Genomic DNA, 12,734 nt, shown 5'->3' with positions numbered 1-12,734 from the left:
TGATGAAGCCGCAACTGAGTCTGCTGACCCTCTGCCTGCTGCTGGGCGCCTGCGCCAGCCCTGCCCAGCGTCCGGACAGCGGCATCCAGCCGCCCGCCGCCTGGCAATCGCCACACAACGCAAGCGCCAACCGCAGCAACGGACAATGGTGGAACCGCTTCGGCAGTGCGCAGCTGGAGCGCCTGGTCGAACAGGCCCGGGTCGGCAGTCACGACCTGGCCGCCGCCATCGCCCGGGTGCGCCAGGCGCAGGCTGAAACCGTGGTCGCCGGCGGCTCGCAGCTGCCGGAGGTCAAGGCCGGGCTGAACGCCAACCGGCAGAAGTTGCTGCGCGGCAATGGCTACAGCCAACTCGATGCCGACAGCGATAACAAGGCGCTCGACTACTTCACCGCCAACCTCACGGCCAGTTACGAAATCGATTTCTGGGGCGGCCAGCGCGCCTCCCGCGACAGCGCGCAATTCGCCTTGCAGGCCAGCGAGTTCGATCAGGCGACGGTGGAACTGACGTTGCTCAGCGGCGTGGCCAACGGCTACGCGCAAACCTTGTCGTTGCAGGAACAGAGCCGCATTGCCGGGTTGAACCTGGCCAATGCGCAGCATGTGTTGCAACTGGTGCAGACGCGCTTCGACTCGGGCTCCGCGACCGCCCTGGAACTGGCCCAGCAAAAAAGCCTGGTGGCGGCCCAGCAACGGCAATTGCCGCTGGTGCAGCAACAGGCCAGGGAAGCACGGATCAGCCTCGCCGCCCTGCTCGGCCAACCGGTGCAGGCCCTGTCCCTGGACCAGGAGCGCTTCGATCAGCTTTCATGGCCCGCCATCGACGCCGGCGTGCCCAGCCAACTGCTCAGCCGTCGCCCGGACATCGCCCGCGCCGAAGCGCAACTGGCCGCGGCCCAGGCCGACGTGACCGTGGCCCGCGCCGCCATGCTGCCCACCGTGACCCTGAGCGCGGAAATCGGCTCCGGCGCCGACCGCGCCGGCGACATTCTGCGCAGCCCCTTCTACAACCTCACCGCCGGGCTGCTGGCGCCGGTGTTCAACAATGGACGCCTGGGGGCCGAGCGCGACAAGGCCACCGCCCGCCAGCAAGAACTGCTGGAAAACTATCGCGGCGCGATCATCAACGGCTTCGCCGACGTCGAAAAAGCCTTGAACAGCATTCGTGGGCTGGATGAACAACGGCAGTGGCAAAGTGAAGAACTGCGCCAGGCGCAGACAGCATTCGACATTGCGCAAAGTCGTTATCAGGCGGGGGCCGAGGATTTGCTGACAGTGCTGGAGACACAGCGCACGCTGTATGCGGCGCAGGATTTCAATGTGCAGCTGCGGCTGTCGCGGTTGCAGGCGAGTATTGCGTTGTACAAGGCGCTTGGGGGTGGGTGGCAGGCTTTGTGATGCGTGGTGAATGTCTGGCCGCCTTCGCGAGCAAGCCCGCTCCCACATTTGATCCGCGTACACCTCGGTCAAATGTGGGAGCGGGCTTGCTCGCGAAGAACGATCACGCGGTATTCAAACCTGACTCTGTTTGGCTTTTAGATTCCGCGCATACCAGGGCCGCTGTGGCACCTTCCTGAACAAATCCGCCAACTTCTTCTCGTCCTCGCCAAAGGTAATCCGCAGCGCCAGTTTCATGGTCTCCGGGTCCATCTCTACCGACTTGCTCGCCTGCAACCCCGGCGTGGTGCTGCAACCGTGGGTGTCCGGCCCCAGCCACGGGTCGTCGATCTCGACCCAGCGCCCCGGCGCGAACCATGGCACGCCATTGACCTGGAGCCGGCTGACTTCACCCGGGTGAAAACGCTCATGGGCGCGAAACCAGTCTTCCAGGCGATCGTCGATCCAGCCGTGGAAATGCCAGAACACCGGGCTCACATGGGAGGAAAACGGATCGCCGAGGAAGTCGTTTTCCGGCGCAAACCAGCGCGCGGAAAAGTCCGCCGGATCGCGGGCGAAGGGCACCGGCTGGCCATTGGACGGATCACGGGGCACCGAAGCCCAGCGCATGTGCAGCCAGTCGTGCAGCCCCAATTCGACCTCTGAACCGAACTGGCCCAGGGTCAGCTTCGACAGATATCGCGGGTCGCGGTACTGCGACTCCCAGACCTGGAAATTGCTGTGGTAGGTCTCGGCGGTCTTGATGTCGGCCACCCACTGCGAATACTCGGCATCATCGTCGGCCAGCCAGGTGGGCGGCAGCGCGGTGCCGTCATGGTTATCGAAGTAACGGGCGAAACCGATGCGATCCCGCGCCAGTTCCGGTTGCGGCAACGGGAACTGCGTCCACGACGGCAAATCCTGCATCGCGCGCGCCGTGCCGAGCATGTGCCGGTGCATGAAGAAAAAGTCCACCCCGGAGCCGTTGCGATCCTTGCGCGCGCCGCGGGCATCGCGTTCCTTGTCCCGTGGCCCGGGTTGCCAGCCGATGCCGCGCAAGGCACTGCGCTTGTCTTCGGGCAAGGTGTGCCACTTGTCCCTGGAGGCATGCCAGAGCTGGTGGAACAGTCGATGCTCGGCGGACGTCAGCCAGGCCAGCAGCGGCGCATTCAGCCCGGTGCGCTCGCGCGCTTCGGGAAACACGCGCTTGACGGCGATGAAGCGATTGTCCTGGGCGGTCATCATCAACGGCCGGTCCAGGTTCAGCACCCGGCCACTGAGGGAGCCGCTGCCGGCATTGCCGAACCCGGCCCAGACTTCGTCCAGTGCCATGCTGAATTCGTAATCGGCGCTGCCGTTGGCGCTGAGCAATCGCCAGCTCAACTGCGCCGCTCTGGCGCCGGCCAGATCGCCAAGCACCCGGTAACGCGGCGTTTCGCTTGAACGCAGGCGCTCGGCGGTGTCGACGAAGCCGATCAGGCCGCGCCCCTTGTGGCCGATGTCGAGGAACACTTCCAGCCCGTCCGCCGGCAAGCCTTCGAGGCCCGCGTCGCGCCCTTCGAAACGAAGCTGCCAGACACCGCGCAAGGTGTTCGCCAACTGTTGGCCGGCCACATCCGCGACGTCGAACGTCGCCTCGCCGGGAGTGATCGTCGGGTCCGGTTTCGTCCATTGGCGATGCCCATAAAAAGCCGCCGGCACGGCCGCGCCGGTCAGCGCCAGGCCTGCCATGAACCCTCGTCGAGAAATCGTCATTGCCCTACCTGTGTCAGCCATGAAGCAGGCTTTATCCAAGCTAGAACGTTTGTTGCCCGCCCAAATTTAAAAGCATTCGCGAGCAAGCCCGCTCCCACCCTGGATCGCATTCCACAGGTGGGAGCGGGCTTGCTCGCGAAGACGCCCTCACAAACACTAAATTCCTCCCTCGCTGGCTCGTTCCTCCCAGATAGCAAAGGCTCCCTGACTGAGACGGCAATGACAAAACCACGCTCGAAAAAGGCTCTTTTCATCGGCCTGCCGCTGGCCCTGGCGATCAGCGCCGGCGCAGGCTTCGCGGCCTGGGACTATGGGTTCAAGGACAACCCCGGCTACCCGGTGAAGGTGATGAAGCAGGCCGATGAACTGCATGAGCGCCTGCTCTCGTTCGACAGCCACATCACCGTGCCCATGGACTTCGGCACCGCCGGCAACGAAGCGGACAAGGACGGCAGCGGCCAGTTCGACCTGGTCAAGAGCGGACGCGGGCGGCTGTCCGGCGCCGCCCTGACGATTTTCGGCTGGCCGGAAATCTGGAACGGTGAAAACGCGCCGCACCGCCCCACCGCCGGTTTCGTCGAGGAAGCCCGCTTCGAGCAGGAAACCCGCTACAAGATCATCAGCGCCATGGTCCGCGACTTTCCCAACCAGGTCGCCATCGCCTACACCCCTGACGATTTCCGCCGCCTGCACGGCGAAGGCAAGTTCGCGATCTTCATGAGCATGCTCAACGCCTATCCGCTGGGCAACGACCTCAACGCCCTGGACACCTGGGCGGCCCGGGGCATGCGCATGTTCGGCTTCAGTTACGTGGGCAACAACGCCTGGGCCGATTCCTCGCGACCGCTGCCGTTTTTCAACGACACCCGCGATGCCCTCGGCGGCTTGTCGGACATCGGCAAACAAGCGGTGCAGCGCCTCAACGACCTCGGCGTGATCATCGATGTGTCGCAGATGTCGACCAAGGCCCTGGAGCAGGTCGCGCAATTGAGCCGCACGCCGATGGTCGCGTCCCACTCCGCCCCCCGTGGCCTGGTGGACATCCCGCGCAACCTCAGCGACCAGGAAATGCAGCTGATCAAGCACAGCGGCGGCGTGGTGCAGATCGTCGGCTTCCCGACCTATATCAAACCGTTGAGCCAGGCCACCCAGGACAAACTCAATGCCCTGCGCGCGCGCTTCGACCTGCAACCGCTGCAAGGCCTGGAAATGGCGCTGATGCCGGGCGATCCGGTCATTACCGTGTGGCCCGAACAGCGTTTCGGCGAATACGCCAGCCAGCTCTACGCCATCCTCGACGAAGAACCCAAGGCCACCCTCAAGGACTACGGCGACGCGATTGACTACGCGGTGAAAAAAATCGGCATCGACCATGTCGGCATCAGTTCCGACTTCAACGATGGCGGCGGCCTCGATGGCTGGAAAGACGTCAGCGAGGCGCGCAACGTGACCGCCGAGCTGATCAGTCGCGGCTACAGCGAAGCCGACATCGCCAAGCTCTGGGGTGGCAATTTCCTGCGCGTCTGGGACCAGGTGCAGCAATCATCCAGACCTGTCGCGAAAAACTGATTTCCCCCCTTTGCACAAGCGAACCCCCGCCATGACCAACCGTCGTTCATTCCTCAAGCAGGCCGGCATTCTCGCCGCCGGCCTGCCCCTGACAGCCGGCGTGAACCTGCCGGCACTGGCCGGCAATCCGCCGCCGTTGCCCAAGGGCAAGTGGGCGCAATTGCGCCAGCTGTTCAATCAGGACCCGGACTATCTGCACTTCGCCAACTTCCTGGTGACCTCGCACCCCGCGCCGGTGCGCAGCGCCATTGACCTGCACCGCGCCAACATCGACCGCAACCCCGGCCGGGCCATGGACTGGGACCTGCAGGAAACCGAGAAACGCGAGCACAACGTGCGGGTCTGGGCCGGTCGCTACCTCAACGCCACGCCTGAGCAGATCGCCCTCACCGGCAGCACCACCGAAGGCCTGGCGATGATCTATGGCGGCATCCATGTGCGCCCGGACCAGGAAATCCTGGTCAGCGAACACGAGCACTACTCGACCCACTACACCCTGGAATATCGCCAGCAGCGCCAGGGCACCAAAGTGCGCAAACTCAAGCTGTTCGACAACAGTCGCGACATCTCCGTGGACGAGGTACTGGACTCGATCAGCAAGGGGATTCGACCCGAGACCCGCGTGCTGGGCATGACCTGGGTGCAGTCGGGCAGTGGCGTGAAACTGCCGGTCGGCGAAATCGGCAAGCTGGTCGAAACACTGAACCGCCAGCGCGACGAGAAGGATCACATCCTGTATGTGGTCGACGGTGTGCACGGGTTTGGTGTCGAAGACTTCGAGTTTCCCGACCTGCACTGCGACTTCTTCATCGCCGGCACCCACAAATGGATGTTCGGCCCCCGTGGCACCGGGATCATTTGCGCCCGTTCGGCCGAGGTCAAAGACGTCACGCCGATCATTCCGACCTTCTCCGAAGCGACCACCTTCTCAACCCTCATGACCCCCGGCGGCTATCACAGCTTCGAGCATCGCTGGGCGGCGGACGAGGCGTTCAAGCTGCACCTGGACCTGGGCAAGGCCGAGGTCCAGGCGCGTATCCATGCACTCAACACCTACGCCAAGCATCGCCTGCTGGAGCAACCGCGCATCGAGCTGGTCACGCCGCAGAGTCCGCAATTGTCCGCCGGTTTTACCTTCTTCCGGGTCAGGGAACAGGACTGCGAAAAGGTCGCCAGCGGCCTGATGCAAAACCGTGTGGTCTGCGATGCGGTGGAGCGCGACGCCGGCCCGGTGGTGCGCATCGCCCCGGGCCTGCTCAACAGCGAAAACGAAATCGACCGTTTCATGGCGCTGCTCAACAAAACCGCCTGACGGCCTGGCACTCCCACATTGGACTGTGCATGCCCCCCTATTTTCTTTGGATGAGACGACTCATGGACAAAGCGCTACTGACCCTCGCCCTGACCGCCCTCATGGCCGCGATGCTACCAACCACCGCACAAGCCGCCACCCCAGCGCCCCCTGGCAAGGTATTCAAAGACTGTCGCGATTGCCCCGAAATGGTCGTGCTGCCCGCCGGGACCTTCACCATGGGCACCCCCGACGATGAGGTCGGCCGCGAGCCCGATGAAGGGCCGATGCATGACGTGACCTTTGCCAAACCCTTTGCCATGAGCCGCTTCCAGGTCACCGCCGGTGAATGGGACAGCTACGTCAAGGAAAGCGGCGTGACCATCGCCAATGGCGATACCCGGCCGGGCCGCGAGTGCATCGCCAGCAAGCCGCGCTACCCACAGAGCCCGCGCCAGCCAGCGGTGTGCATGAACTTCGACGACGTGAAAAACTACGTCGCCTGGCTGTCGAAAAAAACCGGGCAGAAATACCACATGGTCAGCGAAGCCCAACGCGAATACGCCGCCCGAGGCGGCAGCAAAGGCCCGTTCCCCTTTCCGTTCGATGAAGGCAAGGAATACAGCATCGCCAAACATGCCAACACCTATGGCCCGGCGGACGGCTACAGCTACAGCTCGCCCGTTGGCAGCTACCCGCCCAACGCCTTCGGCCTGTACGACATGCACGGCAACGTCTATGAATGGGTCGAAGACTGCGAACACCCCAACTACGTCGGTGCACCCACCGATGGCAGCGCCTGGCTGGAGCCCAACTGCGAAGCCGTGCGCATCCGCGGCAATGACTGGGGTGAAGCGCCGGTGTTCTCCCGTTCCGGCAACCGCAACAGCCAATACCCGCAAGAGCGCGGGGACTGGATGGGCTTTCGCGTCGTACGCGATCTCTGATCCCCAACACCGCCCCCTGTAGGAGCTGCCGCAGGCTGCGATCTTTTGATCTTGCTTCTAAAAACAAAATCAAAAGATCGCAGCCTCGTTGCACTCGGCAGCTCCTACAGTGAATTGTGTGATGCCCCACACCACCCATCCCCCCCCCTCTAAATTAACCCCGCGACCAGACGTTCTACTGGGTATCTGCCTTCCGACCCAAGGAACCGTCTTCCATGACCCAGCCCACCCGAGGCGCCATCGGCGAGTTGTTCGCCCTGCTCAAACCCTTTCGACTCATCGTCGCCGCGTCCATTTTCCTGGGCATGGTCGGCGGCCTGAGCGTCACGGTGCTGCTGGCGACCATCAACAATGCCCTGCACTCCGAAAGCGGCCTGACCCAGGGCGTGGTCGCGCTGTTCGCCGGGCTGTGCCTGCTGGCGCTGGCCAGTTCGATCTGCTCGGACATCGGCACCAACTACGTCGGCCAGCACATCATCGCCAAGCTGCGTAAACAGTTGGGTGAAAAGGTCCTGTCGGCACCCATCGAACAGATCGAGCGCTACCGCAGCCATCGCCTGATCCCGGTGCTGACCCACGACGTCGACACCATCAGCGACTTCGCCTTCGCCTTCGCGCCGCTGGCGATTTCCGTCACCGTGACCCTGGGCTGCATGGGCTACCTGGCGATCCTGTCGTGGCCGATGTTCCTGATCATGGTCGCCGCGATCCTGATCGGCACCGCGATCCAGGCCTATGCCCAGAGCAAGGGTGTGCAGGGTTTCATGGCCGCCCGTGACGCCGAGGACGAATTGCAGAAGCACTACAACGCCATTGCCGAAGGCGCCAAGGAACTGCGCATTCACCGGCCACGCCGCCAGCGCATGTTCGTCTCGGGCATCAAGGCCACCGCCGAGTTCATCTGCAACACCCAGGTGCGTTCGATCAACACCTTCGTGATCGCCAAGACCTTCGGCTCGATGCTGTTCTTCGTGGTCATCGGCCTGGCCCTGGCGCTGCAGACCTTCTGGCCGAGCGCCGACAAGACCGTGATGAGCGGCTTCGTGCTGGTGCTGCTGTACATGAAAGGGCCGCTGGAACATTTGATCAGCACCCTGCCCATCGTCAGCCGCGCGCAGATTGCCTTCCGCCGCATCGCCGAATTGTCCGAACAGTTTTCCACCCCAGAACCGCACCTGCTGCTCAGCGATCAGGGCAACGTCAAACAAGCCGTGCACGAACTGCAACTGACGGACGTGCGCTACGCCTTCCCGTCCGTGGACGGTGCCGCGCCCTTCCAGCTGGGACCGGTCAACCTGTCGATCAAGCAGGGCGACATCACTTTCATCGTCGGCGAGAACGGTTGCGGCAAGACCACGCTGATCAAGTTGCTGCTGGGCCTGTACCCGCCGCAGCAGGGGCAGATCCGGGTCAACGGCGAGGCCATCGATGCGCACAACCGCGACGACTATCGCCAGTTGTTCACCACCATCTTCGCCGACTACTACCTGTTCGACGACGTGGTCCAGGGCGACATGCAGATCCCGGAAGACGCCAACCAGTACCTGCAACGCCTGGAGATTGCGCACAAGGTCAGCGTCAAGGACGGCCACTTCACCACCACCGACCTCTCCACCGGCCAGCGCAAGCGCCTGGCGCTGGTCAACGCCTGGCTGGAAGAACGCCCGGTGCTGGTGTTCGACGAATGGGCCGCCGACCAGGACCCGACTTTCCGCCGGATTTTCTATACCGAGCTGCTGCCGGACCTCAAGCGCCTGGGCAAGACCATCATCGTGATCTCCCACGATGACCGCTATTTCGACGTGGCGGATCAGTTGGTGCGCATGGAAAGCGGCCGGGTCATCACCGAACTGACCCCCGCCTGACGGAAATCCAAATGTGGGAGCGGGCTTGCTCGCGAAGGCGGTGTGTCATTCGACATTTTCATCGGCTGACACGACGCCTTCGCGAGCAAGCCCGCTCCCACATTCGTCCTGCGCAAATTAAATGAAATTTCTTTTCCGGTTTCCTGCCAGCGCCCCGTCTTAATAATCATTCCTATTAACAAAAACTCTGCACGACACTTTTTCAGGAGCACAGGTTAGTAATGCGATCTCTTCCACGCCGCACACCTCTCGCGCTGGCTGTACAGCGCCCGTCCCTGCACCGGACCCTGTTGACCAGCGTCCTGCTGACCGCCACCTTGCTGGGGAGCTCGATGGCCAATGCAGCACCCGTGAAAGTGAGCATTGCCGTGCAGCCGCTGTCCAGCGCGCTGACCGAACTGGGCATGCAGACCAACCTGCAGATCCTGTACAGCCCGGACCAGGTGGCCGGTATCAAGTCCCGCGCGGTGTCCGGTTCGCTGGAGCCTTCCGCGGCGCTGGCCGAAATGCTCAAGGGCACCGGCATCTCGTTCCAGATCAATGGCAACAGCGTGACCCTGATTTCCGGCGGCGGTTCGAGCCTGCAACTGGGCGCGACCACCATTTCCGGCCAGGCCCTGGGCCTGGTCACCGAAGACACCGGCTCCTACACCACCGGCGCCACCACCACCGCCACCAAGCTGCCGCTGACCATTCGCGAAACGCCGCAATCGGTGACCGTGGTGACCCGTCAGCAGATGGACGACCAGGGTGCAAAGAGCATTGGTGATGTACTGCGCAATACGCCTGGCATCTCGGTTCAGCAATACGACAGCGACCGGACTGAATACTCCGCCCGCGGTTTTGCAATCACCAACTTTCAGTACGATGGCGTTAACAGCATCTACGACGGCGTGTACGACGAAGGCGCAACCCATGTCGACATGGCGACCTACGATCGCGTCGAAGTCATCAAGGGCGCAACCGGCCTGATGACCGGCTCCGGCGATCCATCCGCCACCGTCAACCTGGTCCGCAAGAAACCGACCCGGGACTTCAAGGCTTCGGTCAGCGCCACCGCCGGCTCCTGGGACAACTATCGCACCGAAGGCGATATCTCCGGCCCGCTGAATGACTCCGGAACGGTGCGTGGCCGCTTTGTCGGCGCCTATCAGGACAAAGATTCGTACATCGATCACTACAGCCAGAAGAAGGATGTGTACTACGGCATCCTCGAAGCCGATCTCACCGACGATACCCTGCTGACCTTCGGCATCGACAAGCAGAGCGTGACGCCGCGCGGTTCATCCTGGACCGGCAACCCGGTGTACTTCTCGGACGGCGGTCGTACCGATTTTTCCCGCAGCTTCAACCCGGGTGCCGACTGGAGCCGTCGTGATTTCGACTCCACCACTTACTTCGCCTCCCTCGAACAGGCATTGGCCAACGATTGGAAACTGAAGGTCAGCCTCAACGAAAAAGTATCCGATCACGATACCCAGCTAGCGTCCGCCAGTGGCGGCAACCCCGACCGTGCCACCGGTGAAGGCATGTTCCTTTACTGGGGGCGCTGGGAAGGTCACCGCGTGCAGGACACAGCTGACGTAAACGTCTCCGGCCCGTTCTCCCTCGGCGGTCGCGAGCATGAATTGGTAGCAGGTTTCATGGCGTCCCACTCGCGCCAGACAGGTTCGACTTACGACACCAGCGCCTTTGAACTGGTCCCGGGCAGCATCTATGACTGGAACGGAACCCTGCCAAAACAGGAGTTTCCGAAAAACGGCAAATATGAACGGACCCAGAGCCAAAACGGCGTTTACCTCGCCACGCGCCTGCGCCCGACCGATGATCTGTCGTTCATCCTCGGCAGCCGTGTGAGCACCTTCAAGTACAACGAGGACTACACCTACAACCCGGGTGCAGGCGATGACACCCACGCCAGCTACAAGGAGCACGGCGTCGTCACCCCTTACGCGGGCGTGGTCTATGACCTGAACGACACTTACTCGCTCTACGCCAGCTACACCAGTATCTACCAGCCGCAAATCTACAAGGACGCCAGCGGCAAGACCCTGGAGCCCGTGGAAGGCGATGCGTACGAGACCGGCCTGAAAGCGGCCTACTTCGAAGGCAAGCTGAACGCCAGCCTGGCCTTCTTCCGCATCGAACAGGACAACGTCGCCCAATCGATCGGCACCAACCCGGTCACCAACGAAGGCATTTACAAAGCCATCGACGGCGCCACCACCAATGGCGTGGAACTGGAACTGGCGGGCGAACTGGCGCAGGGCTGGAACGTGTCTGCCGGCTACACCTACGCCCGTACCCGCGACCAGGACGAGCAACGTATCTACGGGTTCCCGCTGTCCACCACCAAGCCGGAGCACGTGGTGCGAACATTCACCACCTACCGCCTGCCTGGCGCACTCAACCAGGTCACCGTCGGTGGTGGCGTCAGCTGGCAAAGCGCGTTCTACGGCCAGATCTACAGCGCCCCTGCGGGCGATTACACCCAGATCAAGCAAGGCGGCTACACCCTTGTGGACCTGATGACCCGCTACGAGTACGACGACCACTTGAGCTTCACCGTCAATGCCAACAACGTCTTCGACAAGAAATACCTGACTGGCCTTGGCAACTTCGACACCACCTTCTACGGCGAGCCGCGTAACCTGCAACTCACCGCGAAGTACGACTTCTGAGTCATCTGAGCTGAAATGAAAAATGCCCGCGTCGTGAGATGCGGGCATTTTTTTGTCTGTGGGATTTTGGGTGCCGGTGATGCCGCCTTCGCGGGCAAGCCCGCTCCCACAGGTATCCGGTTTGAACCCATAACGTTTGAACGACCCGGGCCACTGTGGGAGCGGGCTTGCTCGCGAAGGCGCTATTACAGCCAACACAACTCTGGCGCCAGACACAAAAAAACCGCCATTCCCTCTTACCGGAATGGCGGTTTTTTTCATTTCAGATCAAAACCGCGTACGCACCCACCCCGCCACTTCCTCATGAATCCCCGCCACCTCCCCCAACAACCCCGCCATGCGCAAAAAATCATGGGTCATCCCCGATTGCTCCAGCAACGTCACCTCATTCCCCGCCGCGCGCAAACGCTCGGCATAGGCCAGCCCTTCGTCATGCAGCGGATCATGCCCGGCCAGGTACACCAGCGCCGGGGCCATGCCCGACAGGTCGTCGGCCAGCAGTGGCGAGCAGCGCCAGTCGGCCAGGTCCCGAGGCGTGCGGGCGTAGTGGGCGTAGAACCAGTCCAGGGTCGGGGTTTCCAGCAGGTAGCCTTCGGCGAAATCGCGATGGGAGGCGCGGTGGGTGGTGGCGTCGGTGACGGGGTAGACCAGCAGTTGGGCCTTGGGTTTGAGGGCCAGTTCCTGGGGTTGGCGTACGGCGATCAGCGACAGCACCGTGGCCAGGGTGGCGCCGACGCTGTCGCCGGCCAGTGCCACCCGTGTGGCATCCAGGCCACGGGCTGCGCCTTCGCGCACCAGCCAGTTGCCGGCGTCGCAGGCGTCCTGCACCGGGGTCGGGAATTTCCATTCCGGCGCCAGGCGGTAATCCACGGTTAGCAGGGCGAAGCCGCCCTGGGCCGCGAGGCGACGGCATAGCGCGTCATGGGAGTCGAGGCTGCCGACCACGTAGCCGCCGCCGTGGAAATACAGCATCACCGGTTGCAAGCCGTCGACCGCCTCGCCGTTGCGGTACAGGCGCGCGGGCAGGCTGTGGCCGTCGCGGGCAGTGATGGTGAAGTTTTCGCAGGCGATGTGGTCCAGTGGCACGTCGAGAAAATCCGAGGAGGCTTCGAAGTCGATCCGTGCCTGTTGCGGGGTCTGTTCGTGCATCGCGCGGCTTTTGCCGGTCAGGCGGCCGAATTCGGCGAGTTCGAGGAAGGCGTCCAGTTCTGGCAGTACGGGCATGGGGGAATCCTTTTACACAAAGAGGT

The 12,734-nt window shown here is 62.9% G+C and carries 8 protein-coding genes; 6 read left to right on the top strand and 2 right to left on the bottom strand.

Annotated elements, in window-relative coordinates:
• Positions 1 to 2: 2 nt before the first annotated feature.
• A complete protein-coding gene (locus tag F8N66_RS00200; protein WP_150768264.1) occupies positions 3 to 1,397 on the top strand; it encodes an efflux transporter outer membrane subunit in 1,395 nt (464 codons plus the stop codon).
• Between the two features lie 114 nt (positions 1,398 to 1,511).
• Here F8N66_RS00200 and F8N66_RS00195 read toward each other — a convergent pair whose 3' ends face one another.
• Positions 1,512 to 3,131, bottom strand: a complete 1,620-nt coding sequence (locus F8N66_RS00195; RefSeq protein WP_150768263.1) for a PvdJ/PvdD/PvdP-like protein — start codon at positions 3,129 to 3,131, stop codon at positions 1,512 to 1,514.
• Between the two features lie 219 nt (positions 3,132 to 3,350).
• Between F8N66_RS00195 and pvdM the strand changes: the two genes are divergently transcribed.
• From pvdM to F8N66_RS00165, 5 genes are all read left to right on the top strand, one after another.
• Positions 3,351 to 4,700 (top strand): pyoverdine-tailoring dipeptidase-like protein PvdM, encoded by a 1,350-nt coding sequence (gene pvdM, locus F8N66_RS00190; protein ID WP_150768262.1) that lies wholly within the window; start codon positions 3,351 to 3,353, stop codon positions 4,698 to 4,700.
• 31 nt (positions 4,701 to 4,731) lie between these two features.
• Positions 4,732 to 6,012: an aminotransferase class V-fold PLP-dependent enzyme gene (locus F8N66_RS00185; RefSeq protein ID WP_150768261.1), complete on the top strand. Its 1,281-nt coding sequence runs from the start codon at positions 4,732 to 4,734 to the stop codon at positions 6,010 to 6,012.
• A 62-nt stretch (positions 6,013 to 6,074) separates the two neighbouring features.
• The gene (locus tag F8N66_RS00180) at positions 6,075 to 6,938 is read left to right on the top strand and encodes a formylglycine-generating enzyme family protein (protein WP_150768260.1); all 864 of its coding nucleotides are present in this window, start codon (positions 6,075 to 6,077) and stop codon (positions 6,936 to 6,938) included.
• A gap of 215 nt (positions 6,939 to 7,153) precedes the next feature.
• A complete protein-coding gene (locus F8N66_RS00175; protein ID WP_150768259.1) occupies positions 7,154 to 8,803 on the top strand; it encodes a cyclic peptide export ABC transporter in 1,650 nt (549 codons plus the stop codon).
• 221 nt (positions 8,804 to 9,024) lie between these two features.
• Positions 9,025 to 11,484: a TonB-dependent siderophore receptor gene (locus tag F8N66_RS00165; RefSeq protein ID WP_150768258.1), complete on the top strand. Its 2,460-nt coding sequence runs from the start codon at positions 9,025 to 9,027 to the stop codon at positions 11,482 to 11,484.
• A gap of 267 nt (positions 11,485 to 11,751) precedes the next feature.
• Here the strand turns inward: F8N66_RS00165 and F8N66_RS00160 are convergent, their stop codons facing one another.
• The gene (locus tag F8N66_RS00160; protein ID WP_150768257.1) at positions 11,752 to 12,708 is read right to left on the bottom strand and encodes an alpha/beta hydrolase; all 957 of its coding nucleotides are present in this window, start codon (positions 12,706 to 12,708) and stop codon (positions 11,752 to 11,754) included.
• Positions 12,709 to 12,734: the final 26 nt, after the last annotated feature.

It is taken from the genome of Pseudomonas fluorescens (assembly GCF_902498195.1).
GTDB lineage: Bacteria > Pseudomonadota > Gammaproteobacteria > Pseudomonadales > Pseudomonadaceae > Aquipseudomonas > Aquipseudomonas fluorescens_BU.
Note: the sequence above shows the minus strand (reverse complement) of the source record. Positions and strands in the feature narration are given on the sequence as shown.